Below are 17946 nucleotides of genomic sequence, written 5' to 3'. Positions count from 1 at the left end.
TTATTTAGAATGTTAATTGTATCCCTGCTGTTATAACTTTTAATGGCGGCAGAAAACCATAGCTTGTAAACTCAGGATCACCATCTTCGTACTTTGTAAAAGTCAAAAGATTCTGTCCCTGTAACATGATCTTGCATTGCATTTCCTTTAAGTGCAACGGCACATTATAAGTGAGTGAAATGTTTTTAAGACGGATAAAGGATGCATCCGTAATCGAAGCATCGCTTTCAGAATACAAGTAGTCACCTGTCAAGGCATCAGTGTTGTACCCTGTGGTAGCGATTTGATAAGGTTTTATATCGCCTGGCCTTGTCCAGCTGTCTGTGATTCGTGCCTGTTGATTTGACATCATACCGGCAGCACCCATGGGATAGGTTCTGTTTTTTTGCTTTACAAACTGAAACAGGAAATCGAGTGTAATGTTTTTATAGGACAGCTGATTTTGCATCCCCCCATAATACTTTGGATTTAAGTCTGCTATAGTCTGCTGGTCTTCAGGAAAAGATATTCTGCCGTCCTTGTTTACATCCTCAAACTCATAAACTCCCGTTTGGGAATTAACCCCTTTGTAGCTGTATAGCAACTCAATATTTAACGGTTGACCAATACGGTACTGCTGATTGTAAGGAGAGCTTTCAAGTCCTGGAAAACGCAGCAGTTTATTTCTTGCGAATGTCAGATTTAAATTTGTCGTCCAATTGAATGAGCCGCCTTTAAAATTTATTGTACGAAGCGTTAACTCAAGTCCTGTATTTTCAACAGTCGCATCCAAATTGGACTGTAATAAAGTAAAACCCGTAGTACCTGGAAGTGGAACACCAACAAGCTGGTTGGAAGAACGGTTTTGGTACCATGCTGCTGTAGTAAAAATACGGTCCTTAAGGAGGCCAAGTTCTATTGCAACTTCCAGTTTTTTATTAGTTTCCCAGCCAAAATCAGGGTTGAAAAGCCTTGAAGGCCTAAGGCCGACAGTTCCATTGTAGAGTACTCCTGATGTAGTATAGGTATCTAAAAACTGATAATCTCCTATCTGATCATTTCCTGTAGTGCCATAACTGGAACGGATTTTTCCAAAGCTGAGCCATGAGATGTCACGAAAGAAACTTTCATTTGAAAAAAGCCATGCGACGCCAACGGCTCCGAAATTGGCAAATTGATTTCCCGGTCCGAAACGGCTCGAGCCGTCACGCCTTGCCGTAAGATTTATGATATAGCGCTGCTGCCAGTTGTAATTTAGCCTTCCAAAAAAAGCCTGATATATATACTGGCTTTCATCGCTTAATAAAATACGCGTTATTGAAGCTGCTGAAAAATTGTAGATAAGACTATTGGAGCTGAAACCGGAAGCGCTCTGGAAGTTTCTGTCTGTTGTTTGATTTTGAAAGGTGGCACCGGCAAGAAAGTCCATTTTTCCATTCCATAGTTCCTTTTTCCAATTGATCTGCGGTTCGATTATCCACGAAGACCGGTCGGTTGAATTGAGAAAGATAGCCGAGTTGGATGGACTGACATTATAGGCAGGATTGTAAATGGTTGAAGGAATCACACGAGTTTCCTTATTGCTAAGATCAGTATATCCCAGATTGCTTTTAAATATTAATTCCGGCAGTAGTTCATAGGATAAGACTGTATTAGCAACTAGATCATTTGTCGCAGATTCGAATTTGGTATTGAGGTTTCTTAGAGGGTTGTCCCAAGTTCCATTTTCCCAGTTTAGTTCACCATTTGCCTGATAAAGTGCGGGTGCATTTGGTGCAAGGGAGCGTGCATCGTATGAAAAATCATAGGAGGGCTGGTCATTTCTTTGCGCATTCAGACCTGCTGAAAAGGTTAATCTGAACTTTTGGTCGTCAGAATGATGATTTATATTAATCTGTCCACCACCTTTTTTATATAGAAAATCGCCTTTAAAGACAGTTGATTCTGTATGATAACTTCCGCTGAGCAGAAATTGAGTATTATCGGATCCACCTGAAACACTGCCCTGCAGATCGGTTATCTGGGCAGTTCCTCCCAAAAGTTCTTTTTGCCAGTCGGTATAACGGTTTTGATCCCAAGTGCCATTGACGTCATAGTCCCAAAAATTATATTCTGTCAGGCCATCATTAATAAATGCTTGTTTTCTCATGGCTAAATATTGGCTAGTATCCATCAGTTTCAAAAATCGGGTCACGGTGCCGGCACCAGTTGAGGCTGTTATGCTGAAATTTGTTTTTCCTGCTTTTCCTTTCTTAGTGGTTATCAGAACCACACCATTGGCGCCTCTTGAACCGTAGATGGATGTTGCATCGGCATCTTTAAGGATTTCAATGCTTTCTATGGAATCTGGATTAATACTGTTTAAGGGACTAGTTACAGTAGGGAATGTTGTGCCGGTATAATTTGAACCGATAGGATCGGAAGCATACGGAACGCCATCGATTATATATAACGGTGCATTTCCATCAGAACGAATACTGTTTTGTCCGCGTATTTTTATATCAAAACCACCACCGGGAACCCCTGTACTTTGTACAATATTCACTCCTGCCATGCGTCCCTGCATAGTTGCAAGCACATTTGAAACAGGTTGTGTTTCGATTTCTTTAGACGTAATTCTGGAAATACTTCCTGTACGTTCGCTTTGTTTGACGGAATAATATCCTGCATTGACTTTTACTTCCTGCAGCGTTGTGGTATCGTATTGCAGCCTAATATCTATCGTAGTGCGGCCTTGTATTGGAATTACAGCAGTTTTAAATCCAAGAAAAGAAATAATCAAAACCTCATCAGGCGAAGCAGAAATGCTGTAATGACCATTATAATCCGATATAGTGGCACCATTAGCTTTATTTTTAATTGATACTGTAACTCCCGGCAGTGGATTAGTTCCATCAGTAATTGTACCATGAATTTGCATTTGCTGCAAGATTGAAGAAAGATCCCGTCTGGCATCTTTGGCTCGAACAGATGAAAAAGACAAAATAATACCTATAAAAATTAGGCAATAAAGATCTCTTCCACCCTTGTAAAATGAAAAATTATTCATAATATTGGATTGGTTAGTTTAAACGTTAGTTTGATTAGCTAAGGTCCTCTATGTTAGTTTGGCGACGAGATAGAGGGCCATTTTTATGTATTAAGTAAACGGCTTAATAGTCATAAAGAAAATTTTAACTCAATAGAAATAATTTTATAGGTTCGACTTTTAGGTGTTTGGAGCGAAACTTTATATACTTAGGAGAATTCAATCGCTTAGAATAGCTGAAGAGTTTTATGCATAAAAAAAGGCATGGAACTCATCTTATCGAACAGAGGTACTGGCGGCACCAACCACAATAAGTGAGCCCACGCCAATGACGTGAGCATCTTACTTATCCTCTCGTGGTTTAAAAACGCCAGTTTTCTGTTCGAGATTCAAAGCGAATGCTTCAAATATTTTTATTGAAGAATCGCAAAATTAGTAAATCATATTTAAAATTTGTTTAAATATTGATTAAAGCATCAAATATATGAATAAAAATCACAAAATTGTCAAATTTGACAATTTATTTTCTTTTAATTGTCTCAATTTCACTTTGTGAAGGAAATTAGAAAAAAATATTTTATAGCTTTTGGCGAGAATTTGCAGAAGTTAATAGCGGATCATAATAAAGATGTTATGACAATTGCATCTATTGGCAAACTGGAACCAAAACAAGTATATCGTGTTCTTAATGGTGAACATGGTGCATCAATGGGGACAATTATTTCTATTGCGAAGGGACTAGAAATTTCACCAAAAGAATTGTTCGATTTTCCTTTTGACTTAGGAATCTAAATATTAGTGACAAATTATTTTTCATTAAAAATGATTTATATTCACTTTTGACACAGTAGTATATCTTTAAATATAAAGTGATGTAAAAATAATTTTATCATCATACATAATTTTATTAATAATTAAATCTATTATAGAGCAAAATACATGAGTATTTTATAGTAAAAAAATAGTATTATTGTTGGGCAATTTAATTAAGCTACTTCAATTTTTATCAATGACTAACATAATTCAAAATTATATACTTGGGAACGCTGTAGACACTTCTAAAATAATAATCAAGAATAAACTACCTAATCCTAATCTAATAATTTCATCACCACCTTATTACGATTTAATTAATTATGACGACAATGAAAATCAAATTGGCCACGGCAGTGTTAGTTATGAAGATTTTTTAGAAACTATATGTGATATTTATCATCAATGTTATAATTCTGCAACTGATGATGCAACATTTTGGCTTGTTGCTGACACATTTAAAAAAGAGGGAGAGAGAAAGCTATTTCCTTTTGATATAGTAAACAAATTAAAAAATATAAAAGAAGATACTTGGAAGTTAAAAGATATTATCATTTGGGACAAGGAGAAAAATTTGCCATGGAACCAAAAAGGTAATTTTAAAAATCAACATGAATATATTTTATTTTTTACTAAAAGTGATAATTATAAATTTAATATTGATAGTGTTAGAGAAATAACTGATCTTAAGAAATGGTGGAAAACATATCCAGAGAGATACAATCCAGATGGAAAAGCTCCATCAAATGTCTGGAATTTTACAACTCCTATTAGGGGATGGGGTGAAAATTCACAAAAGCATTTTTGTCCTTTCCCGTTTCCATTAGTTGAAAAAATAATTTCCATCTCTTCAGACAAAAATGATTTTGTTTTTGATCCTTTTGCAGGATCAGGGGCAGTGTTAGCGATGGCAAATTTAATGGAAAGAAATTCTGCAGGAATCGATGTAAATGCTGATTATAGGGATCGATTTTTTAATCAAGTTAAAGACGGTGCAGAAAAATATTGGATTAAAAGAAAAGTTGAAATAAGAGAGACAAGTATTTTAATTAAAAACTTTAAAGAGACAAACAATAAATTAAGAAAACTCAAAGTAGCGAATGGTATTTTCGAATATATAACAAAGAAAAATAATTACGAATTTTTAATGTACGCTCAAGATAGTATTAACAATGAATTAAATTTAATTTTCTACAAGAGTACTGTAAGTCCAGATGTTAACATTGAGGATAAATCTTTATTATCATTAATTCATCAATCAAAAATTAAAGTTGATATCCAAATTATGAATGAATCTTTACTATTGCAATCGATTGGAAATGAGGATGTATTTCGTTATAAAAGGGGGAAGTTTTTCGCATATACTTCTAAATGCAGTAATAAAAAAATACTGAAATCAGAAAGTAAATACGATTATATTTATTCTAATATTTCAATCAAGGTTCCTAATGAATAGTTATGCAAAAAAAAAATAATCCATCGAAAAAAAGCACACCTCTAAAGAAGCGAAAAGTACTTTCAGCTGAGGAAAAATTGAAGTTAAAACGTGAGAAAAAACTTCATAGTGACGTACTTAGTATGCTTAAAACAATGGGTTTTGACTATATTTCTACAAATGGTAAAACAAAGGAATTTGGTGGAATACCAGGAGATATTGATGGTTTATATTTTAAAGAAAATATAATTGTAATTATTGAAGAAACTATTTCATCTGATAATGATCATTTGCGTAAAAAGGTTGATTATTTTGAAAAAATTCTTGAAAATAAACAATTGTTTCTGAATTGGGTGGCAGAAATATCTGTTGATAAATTTAAAATTCCTTTAGAGTATCCAGTAGCTCGATATAAAATTTCATATTGTTACGCATCAGAATCTGCGGTTGATGATGAAGTAAAAGAGAGGTATCCAGTAATAAAATATCTTGGTCCATCTGTTTTACGATATTTTTTGCATCTTTCAAAAAGTATTAGATTTTCAGCACGAAATGAATTTTATAAATTTTTAGGATATGAACATTGCGATATTGGTGAAGATAGTTCTAGTACACAAGATAGACATATTGATTCCGCTGTAATAATACCAGAAGCTGGTACAGGATTTCCAGCTGGAATGTCAATTGTATCTTTTGTTATGAAAGCTCAAGAACTTTTAGACTGTGCATATGTATTCAGAAAGGATAGTTGGGAAAGTGAATTAGGTCAATACTACCAACGACTTGTTGAAAAGCCAAAAATTGATAGAATTAGGGCATATCTTGCCAAATCCCAACGAACTTTTATTGATAATATTGTTGTAAGTTTACCAGAGGGAACATCATTCACTCAGAAAAATGAAAATGATAAATTTGTAGAAGTTGATGTTAGCGAAATAGGAAAAATATCAAATGTTCAAATAAGAATTCCTTATTTAATAAATTCAATTGGAATTATTGATGGACAACATCGTGTTTTTGGACACTATCACGGTGCGGATAATTTAGAAGCAGATATAAAAAAACAAAGAGATAGAAGACACTTGTTTGTTACAGGTATTTTTTACGATAAAAAAATCTATAAAGAATCAGAAAAGCGAATTTTTGAAAGTAGTTTATTTTTGTTGATGAACAATAATCACAATAAAGTTAAAACTGATCTACTACAATATATTGAAACATTAAAATCTCCAACCTCACCACTAGGTGTTGCTAGTAATGTTTTAATGAAAATGAATAATCGCGAACCATTTAAAAATTTATTTTTACTATCTCCATTAGATAAGAATGGAATTAGAACCCCTACTATTGTAAAGTATGGCTTGCAGGGTGTAGTAGAGATTTCAGCTACTAAGGAATGTCTATTCAAGTATTGGAATCACATTGATAAAAATAATTTGCTAAGTGATGACTGGACTGACGAATTGTATCAAGAATATATCAAATTTTGCGCGGCGTCAATATCCTTGTTTTTTTCTGGAGTAAAAGTAAAATATAAAGAGTTTTGGGATCTTAATAATAAAAATGGCAGAATTTTGACGTCAACTGCTATTGTAGCTTTTTTAAAGAGTTTTGGAAACTCATTGACAAAGTATAACGGTGTACAGAATTTCGAATTTTATAGACAAAAAATGTCCAACCTTACAATAGATTTTACAAAAGAAGAATTTAGTCAATATGCTTCAAGTCATTGGCCAAGATTGTCTCTAAAAATAGATAGCGAGGCGTGGGTATAATTAATTTCAAAAAGTATTTTCAATTTAAAATTTGAATCCGCGTAGAACTCTATAAATTAACTATAAGCATAAATTAATTGATTTGTAATATTCGATTAGTTACTAGTTTTTCCCTTTTTTAATCTGTTCAACAAAATAAGCAGTGGGCATTCCAGTCTTAGTCTTAAAAGCGTTTACAAATCTTTGGGTACTGCTAAAACCTGCCTCCTCCGCCAACGCTTTGTTTGTATAATTGCGTACAAGTTTATTATTATAAAGCAATGACATTAGGTAATCAATTTTAAGATCATTTATATATTCACTAAATCCCTTTTCTTTGTAATGACGGATAATTGATGAAAGATAAGTTGGATTGGATTTAAATGCAGCTGAGAGCTTAGAAAGACTCCAATCCTTCTCTAAAAATTTCTTATCTATTTCAAATTTATCCAACTGTTTAAGGATAGTTGTAACAGTTTCAGGATTTATATCCGATAATAAAGGTTTTTCAATTTTTTGTTTGGGCTTTGCTTTATTCTCGGAGGTAGAAATCTGTATCATCTGCTCATCAAATTTTTGACGATATATTCTTCTATTTTTATAATATCTGTAGGTCATGAAGACAAAAGACAAGAAAAGGAGGGAAGTAAAACCAGTTAAAACCGAGTACTTAAAATTTTTTCTTTGCAATTCATTTTTTAGATTTTGCTTCTCAATTTTTAGTTCCTGCGTATTGTATTCTTTATTGATTTTTCCAACCAAATATTTAAAAGTTTCATTTAGTATATTATCTGCTTTGAGTAATTGATCAATATTGTATAATTGTAAATCTGTATTACCATTATTTTTATAATACTTAATTAAAAGCTCATACATTTCCCTTTGATCAGTGCGGAGATAACCTTTTATATTAAACAGATTATCTACCTTTTCAAAGTAAGGTAATGCTTTCTCATATTGTCTAACTTCCCAATAACTTTTACCAATGTAAAAGTATCCAACTGATTCGTTACCGAAATCTTTCTTTTCTTTTAATCCCTCGATGGAAGACTCTATATTTTTAATAGCTGAGGCATAATTTTTTTGAAAGAAGTCGTTTATTCCCTGAGAATGAATAAAGTAAACTTCCATCTCTTGAATGTCTAACTTCTTGCATTCAGAAAGACCTAGCTCATTTGTATGGGAGCATAATCCATAGTTGCCGATTCTATTATAGCATAAACCCAAGGAATGCAATGAATTTAAATAGGCCCTTGAATTTTCATTTTTAAAATAAGTTATACATTCTCTAAGTAATGCAATTGCCTCATCATAATACCCGAGATAATATTTAACCAAAGCAATATGATATTTCAACTTATAGCGAAGATATCTATCACTTGTCTGCGAGATCAAACTGTCTGCGATAATGAAATTGTCAAGTGCATTATTGTGCTGTTTTAAAGCATAATATTCAATTCCTTTAGACAAATAGGCTGATCCTATTAGAATTTTATCGTTTGACTTTTTAGATGCATACACCATGCTGTCTGCATACATCATACGTTTATTATCTGATGACTGATGAAGAAGATTCTGGTACCCATTGATGATTTCTTTATAATTTTTTTCCTCTTTTGCTTTACGAAGATAGACATATAGGTAAATAGAAGATCTTGCGCTGTCTTTTCTAAGCTCATAAATTCTCTCATCTAGATATTCATAACTTTTTTTGTTTAACGAGTCAGGATATTTTTGATGAATTTTCTGTGCAGCGGACCAGGTAGGTACACAAATTATCAATAGTAGTAAATATTTTTTTCTCATAAAAGCTATAGTTAGGGGGACTAATTTCTGTATAAAGTTACCTCTAACAGTTCATCAGAGCTGGACTAATAAATTTACATTAGATTAACTCAAAAATAACATAAACATTTGAATTGTAGTGTTTTGTTTATAAAAAAGAGGTGTGGATTTTTAATAAATCGCAATCATATTTTTAATAAATCGATACCAATGAAGTTGTGGGAAACTTTTCAACAGGATAGATTTGCTTTGAATTCAATAGCGAAAATGTTTGGCATCGTGCCGAATTAAAGTTCCGCTTATCCGGATGAAATGAACTGAGAAGAAATTCTCATTCACTCTCATATACCCATTACGATGAAAAATCTAATATTATGCAGCGTTTTAGTATGTTTCTTTATTTCATGTTCAACTGATTCAGAAATTAATCAATCTGAACCCTTTTCAAATGCAGAAGCCAAATCTAGTAACGGGTTAGCGCTGCCAATGAATACTGCTAATCCTTTCGATTACAAAGGAAAAATGTATTACAATGAATTAAATATTTATTATCAAGATCATCAAATGCCAAAGTCGACCCTTGAACTTAGGGATCAAATTAGGTTTATCTCAAATAAAATAGGCTACAGCCAATATTCGCATAAAAATATAATTTCATTTAACGATTCGATTGTAGATTTTATCATGGCTGATCCTGATAATATGATGATTACAATTGTACAGAATAGTTTACTCTCTCCAGCATCAAAATCTAGTATTACAAACTTCTTACAAGGTCTTCTCTTAAAACGTGAATTAGAATTTGGAGTCAAATATGACTATGTCGTTTCCTACGAAGATAGTATTATCGAAAATAGTACTATAAGTGAAGATGATAAGGATACTATTTTAACTGTGACTTCTATTTCGAGATACTCACTTTACTCAGCATCTGAACGAAAAGATAGGGACTGGGAATCATCTGCTGGCAATAAAAAAGCTAACTCGATTTTTTCCCTTGATGAAATCGCCTTCACTTCTATCATTGTATTACTTAAAAACATTCTGTGACGTTAATTTTGATTAATCTTGATCTCTTTAAAATGAAACCTCGAACAATCCTCTATTTATTATTGGTCATTTTTAATCTTGTAAGCCTTTATTTCATCATATGCTTATTCAGCTATGATGAAATAGTTGGCTACATTATTACTGGAGGAAGAAAAAGCAGTGACCCGAGAAAATTGGCATATCTGCTATTTATAACTTGCCTTTTGAACCTTTATTTTTTGTCATTCGTAATGATCGAAAATTCTTATAAGGATAAGATCTAAGTAACATGCAAGATCTATTATTCTTTTCCATAATTAACTTAACTATGATATTATGATGAAGGATTTAATAAATATTGAAATGAAGAATCTGCCTATTTCTGGACTTGATGTACACATTATTAAAAAGTACATAGTCAAAACTGCAGCAGATGATTCCTTTCAAGTGAACAATTATGCAATTATACTGATAAAGTCTGGACAATTCAAAATACAGCTAAGTGATTTTACACAGGAATTACTTCCACACGATCTGCTCGTAATTCCTAAAAATTCATTTTGTACTATTATGGAAGTTAAGGGTAGACTGCAGTTGCTGCTCCTTTCTTTTACATCACATTTCGCTTTTGAAAATTGCCTAAAGAAAGAATTGGTTGATTCATTCAATTTTCTGCTTGGTGAACCGTCATCAAAAATAACACTTGGTGAGAAGGATTTTTTGGTCTTGTCATTAATTTACAAACTAATCTGTTTTGTCAATAAAGATGCAGCAGGAAATGAGCAGGATGTGGAACTGCAACGCATAAGTTTCAACCTTTTCTTATATGAGCTTAAATTTATTTTTAATAGATCAGATTTACAAACTCAGAACAGTTTTACCCGGCAGGAGGGGCTCACAATTAAGTTTCTGACTATTTTGACAATTCACTGCAAAAAGCAGCACAGTGCCAAGTTCTATGCAGGTGTGTTATTTGTTACAAGAGGTTATTTAAATCGGACTGTCAAACAGATAACAGGAAAGACCGTTAAAAGCCTCATAGATGTGGCAATCATAAATGAAATAAAGAATCTTCTAGAAAATTCACAATCCTCCATTGCTTTTATTGGACAGGATTTTGAATTTAGTAGTCTGGCGAATTTTAGTGCCTTTTTTAGGAAACACACTTCGCTTTCTCCTTCGGAATATCGTCAAAAGACTGTTGGGAGATTTAAAACGTCAGATTTTCGTTGACTAATTTAAATTAAAACTACTGTCATGATTACTATATATCCTTTAGAATGGATAGATTCATTGATATTGCTTACCCTAAATCCTAATAAATCAAATATCGGTAATCTGTCACAGAGTGATTTGGTTTTTATAACTGAGAATCTTTCTAGAGAATCTCATAAAATTCAAATCCAGTTAAAGAACGAAATTTTTGCTCTACAAAAAAAGAGGCAAATTCGACTTTTGGTAAGAAAGTATCATTCAACGTTGGTTTATCTCCTTGATAATATTATTGAAAATCAAAATAATGAAATTCTTAAAGACGGTATTTTTTTTCGCATAACTGAATCGATAATAGACACATTGGATGATTTATTGTATTTTGTTGAAAATCGTTATCCCAATTATTTGAATCTTGATGAGCGTGTTCCTTTACCATATTTATTAGTTTCGAGAAAGGAAATACTTTTAAAGATAGGAAGACTTTCAAAGAAAAAGACAGCTATAAATGATGTCAATCGAGTTATTCAGATCATTGTCGATGCTTTAACTGTATCAAATCAAATTAATGCAGGAAACAAAATTACATACAGAGAAGTACTATATCAAAAAGAACTATTAAAGAAAGTGGAGATGCAACTGGCAATTGAAAGTAAATCAAACTTTTATTCTTTATTAGACGAGTTATTGATAGAAGTAAATTTTAATGACAGTTTTTATATAAGCCATGTTATCGAGAAGGTAGAGAATCATCTTAAATCCCAGGAAACATTGGCTGGTAAAATTGGCGAGTTGTTATTCTGTTATAAAGAGTTCAGTCAATTATCCTCTAGTGAAAGAATAGCTTTTGATCCTTCAAAGCAGAATATAAGTTTTATGCTGGAAAATTGGTTTAGGCATGAAATAAAATATCTTGAGAGAAAAAAGGAACTTTCTGTAGATGTAGATGAAAACAATGCAGCGACTGAATCCATGCAAATGGGAGAAGATAAAGTTGAATGCACACTTTCAACCGATCAAATGGCACTGATACTAAGAGCTGGTGATGAATCAAGAGTTTTGAAAGCTAGATCAATGAGTTTAGTCTTTAAAACTATTGTACCATTTCTTTCCACTCCTTTTAAAAAGAATCTTTCTTATCAATCAGTAAGAAGTAAATCGTATAATGCTGAAGACAGGGATAAAGAAATTGCTATTCAAACCTTAAAAAAAATTATAGAAAAGATCAAGTCCTACTAATAGTCATAATTGTTATAGTATTGAACTTGAAAAGAAAATAACTGTGTTTTCGTAACGAAAACACTGAAAAGGTGTCTATTAATGAACAATCACTTAATCAAAATCACCATTAAAAATTATAATTATGACACTAATTGCAATATTTTTTCCATGTATTTCTTTTCTTTTAAGAGGAAAGATTTTTACCTGTATAATCTGCTTCATTTTGCAGATAACTTTGATAGGCTGGATTCCTGCCGCAATTTGGGCAGTAATATCTCTGCAGAATTCAAGAGCAGATAAAAGAAATAGCAAATTAATAAAAGCTATGAGAAGGTAAATTACGCTTTCTAAAAATTTAATACAGGCCTATGAAAAGAATTCACTTTTTCATAGGCTTTTTTATTGCGTATATACTCATTATTAAGTGCTTTTTCCCTGTAAACATTGGGGGTACAACGGGGTACAAAAAAGTTGTACTTGTAGAGGAAGTATTGTAGTTGTTCCTTTGACTCATAAAATAAATCATGTCAAACAATTTGATAGATTGCAAAGAGAGAGATGAATGTTGAATTATAAATGATGATGCTATGTTTACAAATATTTCATGGAGCAGTTACTTAACTGTTTTAGGCGTGGTGGTACTGATCTGGTATTTAATAATACTATTAAAGTTTTATTATAAAGATCTGTTGAAGATATTTTCAGGAGAAAAGAAACTCAAGTTTACTTCACTTAAAAATATGACCGAAAAAAAAGGACAAGATTCGGGAGCATATAGATCTTTGTCTTCGGCTTTTTCAGAATCATTTGATACTTTGGAAGATGCTGAAGAACTTTCTGTCCGAATTCTTCAGGCTGTTGCAGAAAGTGATGAAAAGAACTTTTCAAAAGAGCACTTTCAAAACTATCTAAGAATGGTTCTCGATGAATATCCTTATGTGAAAATTTCTTCACTTCGAGAAAATATCAATAAACTAATGGTAACTGAATCTTCAAAATATCCAAACCTGATTTTGACTTTAAGTGAGGCTGACAGTCTGTGGGAAGGAAGTGTTTTCTAAAATTCAGCGGAGGAATTATCCCTGTTCTCTCTGGTGCGGTATGGCTTTATGTGACAAGGAAAAAGAGTTGCAACAGCGATATTCCTCTGCTTTTTAAATAGGTGTATTGAAAACTTTAAAAATGATGGTTATGAAAAAATGCGGATGGAAATTAAAGGATTTAGATGAGGAGAAAGTATTGTCTTACTGTATACTTGCGTTGTTGTTGGTGTATGAAACAAAAATTTATGCCCAAGATGGTGTAGCTGGCATTAATGAAGCGAATCAAAAAGTGAGAAGCTATTTTGATGCAGGTACTGAGCTAATGTATGCTGTAGGCGCAATATTGGGCTTGATAGGAGCAGTAAAGGTTTATCAGAAATGGAATGCTGGTGATCCTGATACAGGCAAGGTTGCGGCGGCTTGGTTTGGAAGTTGTGTCTTTCTGGTTGTAGTGGCTACAGTAATTAAATCCTTTTTCGGGGTTTAAACATAGGTTCTTATGAGTAACAGTGTTTACCAGATCAACAAAGGAATTAATCAAAGTATAGAATTTAAAGGCTTAAAAGCTCAGTATATCTGGTATTTGGGAGGGGGTGTTGTATCTCTTATGATCATTTTTGCGATCCTTTATATCATTGGGCTTCCTTCGCTATTATGCGTTGGACTTGTTGGGATTGCTGGTGCTTTTTTAGTTTTTAAAATATACAAAATGAGTAATCAGTATGGAGAATTCGGTATGATGAAGGCACTAGCCAAGAAGCAGATTCCAAAATGTATTAAAGTTTATAGTAGAGGTATTTTTTTAAAGATATAGCTGTAGAGCGTTAATAGTAAAAATGAAGAGGAGATGGAGAAGAGGATGGAAGATTTACTGCCCATTATGGCAGTCGAACATGATTGTATTTTGTCAAAGCATGGTGATGTTACGGTAGCATTCAGAGTAGAACTGCCTGAGATTTTTACATTATCGGATCAGGAATATGAGGCTTTTCATCAGTCATGGATCAAGGCACTAAAGGTATTACCTAAGTTCTGTGTTTTTCACAAGCAGGATTGGTTTATAGAAAAGAAATATAAAGCTGATTTCACAAGTGATGACAGTAGTTTTTTGACAAGAAGCAGTGAACGATTTTTTAATGAAAGACCTTTTCTGGAGCATTCCTGTTATATTATACTTACCAAGAAACCGCAGGGAAGGAAGAATTCAAGTTCTTTATTTTCAAGTCTTATAAGAAATAAAATGGTGCCTGAAGAGACACTGAATACACAGCTGTTGCAGGACTTTATTGACTGTACCGGACAGTTTAAGAGAATATTGGAAGACAGCGGTTTTGTTAAACTTATCCGATTGAAAAACAATTCACTCAGAAGTGAAAGCAGAAAAATTGGTCTTATTGAGCAGTACTGTTTCTTATCTGAACGGGAAGATTCTTTTGTCTATACGGACATTAAATTTGATGAAGGTCTTTCAGTAGGTGATAAACACTGCCAGCTTTTTACTCTTGGTGACGCTGCTGACCTTCCAGGCCTTTGTGGATCTAGAATTAATTTTGACCGCTATTCTACCGATAAAACTAAATTCAGTGTCGGATTTGCGTCAACTTTAGGACAGCTTTTGTCGTGCAACCATATCTACAATCAGTACATTTTTATTGAAGATGCACAGAAAACTATCCAAAAGCTGGAGAGTAAAAGATTAAGACTTCAATCACTGTCGGCTTACAGCAGGGAGAATATGATTGCCAGAGATGCCACTAATGATTTCCTGAATGAAGCCGTGTCTCAGCAAAGACTTCCAGTAAAGGCACATTTTAATGTGCTGGCCTGGAGTATAGACAAAGAAGAACTTAAGGATATCAAAAACAAGGTATCGTCAGCACTTGCTCAGATGGATTCAGCAGCTAAACAGGAAACGGTTGGAGCTCCACAGATTTATTGGGCTGGAATACCGGGGAATGAAGCAGATTTTCCTATGAATGATACTTTTGACACTTTCACAGAGCAGGCAGTATGTTTTCTAAACATGGAAACAGGTTACAAGTCTTCTTTAAGTCCAACGGGTATCAGACTTGGAGATCGATTAACAGGCAAACCCGTTCATGTAGACATTAGCGATGAGCCTGTAAAAATGGGAATATGTACTAACAGGAATAAGTTTATACTAGGACCTTCAGGAAGCGGTAAATCTTTTTTTACTAATCACATGGTAAGAAGTTATTATGAGCAGGGTACACATATCGTACTTGTGGATGTTGGACACAGCTATAAAGGACTCTGTGATATGGTCGACGGCTATTATTTTACTTATGATGAAAAGAACCCGATCCGTTTTAATCCTTTCTATATTTCTGAAGGTGATAATCTGGATACTGAGAAAAAGGAAAGTATTAAAACGCTGCTTTTGGCTCTGTGGAAAAAAGATGATGAAACCTTTAACCGAAGTGAGTATGTGGCCCTTTCAAATGCTCTTCAGCTATATTATGAAAAGCTGGATAATGACTCTAGTATTTTTCCCTGTTTTGATAGCTTTTATGATTTTTTGAAAAATGATTTTGTAAAGATACTGGAAGATGATAGAGTCAAAGAAAAGGATTTTGATGTAAATAATTTTCTCTATGTACTCCGCCCATATTATAAAGGCGGTGAGTTTGACTATCTGCTTAATGCCACTGAGAATCTGGAACTTTTGAAAGAGCGTTTTATTGTATTCGAACTGGACAATATCAAAGATCATCCAATTTTATTTCCTGTAGTGACGATCATTATAATGGAAGTTTTCATAAGTAAAATGCGCAAACTAAAAGGTGTCCGCAAGATGATTTTGATCGAGGAAGCATGGAAAGCCATTGCCAAAGAAGGAATGTCCGAATATATTAAGTACTTATTTAAAACTGTTAGGAAGTTCTTTGGGGAAGCCATTGTAGTCACGCAGGAGATAGAAGATATCATTTCTTCACCAGTAGTAAAACAAGCCATTATAAATAACAGCGACTGCAAAATCCTATTGGACCAGAGCAAATATCAAAACAAGTTCGATCAGATACAGGAGCTTCTGGGGCTTACAGATAAGGAAAAAGCTCTTGTACTTTCAGTTAATAAAGCCAATGATCCCGATAAAAAGTACAAAGAAGTATTTATTTCTCTGGGCGGAAGGCTTTCGAAGGTCTATAGGACAGAAGTTTCTTTGGAGGAATATCTGGCTTACACGACTGAGGAAAGCGAGAAGGTAAAAATGAACGCCTATGCTAAAAAGTTTGACGGCGACATAAAAAAAGGCATAGCTGCAATGGCGCAAGATATAAGAGATGGAAATTAAATGAAAGAGAAAATGAAAGCAAAATTAATTACCTGCATGATATGTCTGCTACTCATCAGCAATCCTGCAAGATCGGCAAATAATACAGCAGTGTTGCCAATACTGGAGATCGTTAAAGCAGTTACCAAGAAAGTTATTAAAGCAATTGACCTTCGAATTCAAAAACTGCAAAATAAGACAATCTGGCTTCAGAATGCCCAGAAAAAAGTTGAAAATGTATTGTCTAAATTAAAGTTGGATGAAATTTCTGATTGGACGAAAAAGCAGAAAGATTTATATCAAGGCTATTATGAAGAACTGGCAAAAGTAAAATCTATTATTACTTACTATCAGAGGATAAAGGATATTACAAAGAAGCAGACAAAACTGATTGAGGAATATGAAAGAGCTTGGAATCTGTTCAAGCAGGATTCTCACTTTAAAGAAAGCGAAATTCAGTATATGGAGCGAGTTTATTCAGGTATTCTAGAGGAGAGTGTCAAGAATATTGACCAGATCTTTTTAATTCTGGATTCTTTCTCAACGCAGATGAGTGATTTAAAAAGATTGGAGATTATTAATAAAGCTGCTGATCAAATCGATTCCAATTATGATGACTTGAAACTTTTTAATCAGCAGAATGTAATGCTAAGCCTTCAAAGAGCAAAAACTGAAACAGAAGTAAATCAGGTCAAACAATTTTACGGAATTCCGTAATAAAGGAAAATATTATGAAAAAAGTAATCGTATTACTCTTTGCTGGGTTTGTTTTAAATCAAGGAATTCACGCACAGGCCAAGCAGAGAAAGGAACTGCTGCTGCAGATCGCTGCACTTCAGGTTTACATGGATTATGCTAAAAAAGGATATTCAGCTGTTTCCAAAGGTCTGAATCTCATTGGTGATGTGAAGAAAGGAGAAGTCAATCTTCATGGTGATTATTTCGCTTCACTTTTAAAAATTAATCCCAAAATAAAGAACTATTATAAAACAGCAGAGATTATCTCCTTGCAGTTTAAGATAGTGAAAATGTATAAAAGGACTTATACTAAACTCAAGACTGATGATTTATTTCAGGGAAATGAGCTCGATTATATTGAGCGTTCTTTTGAAAGATTACTAGAAAGCTGCAATGAAACTTTAGACCAGCTTCTGGTTCTTACTACTGATTCAGAACTGGAACTTAAAGATGACCAAAGGATAGAGCGTATAGATGAGCTATACAAAACGATGGTTAGTAATTACGATTTCTGTTTGTCTTTTAGTAATGAAGCAAAGTTATTGTCATTGTCAAAATCTCATGAAAAAAGAAGTGCTGAATCCACACAAAGTATTTACGGACTTAAAAATTAA

At 33.4% G+C, this 17946-nt stretch carries 14 protein-coding genes; 12 read left to right on the top strand and 2 right to left on the bottom strand.

Going from position 1 to position 17946, the window contains the following annotated elements; all coding sequences use genetic code 11:
* Nucleotides 1-4 precede the first annotated feature (4 nt).
* On the bottom strand, nucleotides 5-3028 hold the full coding sequence (locus Q9Q97_RS05300; RefSeq protein WP_306155327.1) for a SusC/RagA family TonB-linked outer membrane protein: 3024 nt from the start codon (nucleotides 3026-3028) through the stop codon (nucleotides 5-7).
* A gap of 531 nt (nucleotides 3029-3559) precedes the next feature.
* Between Q9Q97_RS05300 and Q9Q97_RS05295 the strand changes: the two genes are divergently transcribed.
* From Q9Q97_RS05295 to Q9Q97_RS05285, 3 genes are all read left to right on the top strand, one after another.
* Nucleotides 3560-3799, top strand: coding sequence for a helix-turn-helix domain-containing protein (locus tag Q9Q97_RS05295; RefSeq protein ID WP_371878204.1), 240 nt, complete (start codon nucleotides 3560-3562; stop codon nucleotides 3797-3799).
* Nucleotides 3800-4016: 217 nt separating this feature from the next.
* Nucleotides 4017-5276, top strand: coding sequence for a site-specific DNA-methyltransferase (locus Q9Q97_RS05290; RefSeq protein WP_306155325.1), 1260 nt, complete (start codon nucleotides 4017-4019; stop codon nucleotides 5274-5276).
* A 2-nt stretch (nucleotides 5277-5278) separates the two neighbouring features.
* Entirely contained in the window at nucleotides 5279-7030 is a 1752-nt protein-coding gene (locus Q9Q97_RS05285; protein WP_306155323.1) for a DGQHR domain-containing protein, read from the top strand.
* Nucleotides 7031-7132: 102 nt separating this feature from the next.
* On the opposite strand, the gene Q9Q97_RS05280 is transcribed toward Q9Q97_RS05285, so the two are convergent.
* The gene (locus tag Q9Q97_RS05280) at nucleotides 7133-8815 is read right to left on the bottom strand and encodes a helix-turn-helix domain-containing protein (RefSeq protein WP_306155321.1); all 1683 of its coding nucleotides are present in this window, start codon (nucleotides 8813-8815) and stop codon (nucleotides 7133-7135) included.
* 336 nt (nucleotides 8816-9151) lie between these two features.
* Between Q9Q97_RS05280 and Q9Q97_RS05275 the strand changes: the two genes are divergently transcribed.
* From Q9Q97_RS05275 to Q9Q97_RS05235, 9 genes are all read left to right on the top strand, one after another.
* A complete protein-coding gene (locus tag Q9Q97_RS05275; protein WP_306155319.1) occupies nucleotides 9152-9844 on the top strand; it encodes a hypothetical protein in 693 nt (230 codons plus the stop codon).
* Nucleotides 9845-10159: 315 nt separating this feature from the next.
* The gene (locus Q9Q97_RS05270) at nucleotides 10160-11056 is read left to right on the top strand and encodes an AraC family transcriptional regulator (protein WP_306155317.1); all 897 of its coding nucleotides are present in this window, start codon (nucleotides 10160-10162) and stop codon (nucleotides 11054-11056) included.
* Between the two features lie 24 nt (nucleotides 11057-11080).
* On the top strand, nucleotides 11081-12274 hold the full coding sequence (locus tag Q9Q97_RS05265) for a hypothetical protein (protein WP_306155315.1): 1194 nt from the start codon (nucleotides 11081-11083) through the stop codon (nucleotides 12272-12274).
* 569 nt (nucleotides 12275-12843) lie between these two features.
* Nucleotides 12844-13317, top strand: a complete 474-nt coding sequence (locus Q9Q97_RS05260) for a hypothetical protein (protein ID WP_306155313.1) — start codon at nucleotides 12844-12846, stop codon at nucleotides 13315-13317.
* A gap of 130 nt (nucleotides 13318-13447) precedes the next feature.
* Nucleotides 13448-13786, top strand: coding sequence for a DUF4134 domain-containing protein (locus tag Q9Q97_RS05255; RefSeq protein ID WP_306155577.1), 339 nt, complete (start codon nucleotides 13448-13450; stop codon nucleotides 13784-13786).
* Between the two features lie 12 nt (nucleotides 13787-13798).
* Nucleotides 13799-14113, top strand: coding sequence for a DUF4133 domain-containing protein (locus tag Q9Q97_RS05250; RefSeq protein ID WP_115887082.1), 315 nt, complete (start codon nucleotides 13799-13801; stop codon nucleotides 14111-14113).
* A gap of 33 nt (nucleotides 14114-14146) precedes the next feature.
* Nucleotides 14147-16615, top strand: coding sequence for a TraG family conjugative transposon ATPase (locus tag Q9Q97_RS05245; RefSeq protein ID WP_306155311.1), 2469 nt, complete (start codon nucleotides 14147-14149; stop codon nucleotides 16613-16615).
* A 12-nt stretch (nucleotides 16616-16627) separates the two neighbouring features.
* Nucleotides 16628-17311, top strand: coding sequence for a conjugal transfer protein TraI (locus Q9Q97_RS05240; RefSeq protein WP_144212956.1), 684 nt, complete (start codon nucleotides 16628-16630; stop codon nucleotides 17309-17311).
* A 14-nt stretch (nucleotides 17312-17325) separates the two neighbouring features.
* The gene (locus Q9Q97_RS05235) at nucleotides 17326-17946 is read left to right on the top strand and encodes a hypothetical protein (protein ID WP_144212954.1); all 621 of its coding nucleotides are present in this window, start codon (nucleotides 17326-17328) and stop codon (nucleotides 17944-17946) included.

The sequence above is a fragment of the Flavobacterium sp. DG2-3 genome, from assembly GCF_030730925.1.
Classification (GTDB): Bacteria; Bacteroidota; Bacteroidia; order Flavobacteriales; family Flavobacteriaceae; genus Flavobacterium.
Note: the sequence above shows the minus strand (reverse complement) of the source record. Positions and strands in the feature narration are given on the sequence as shown.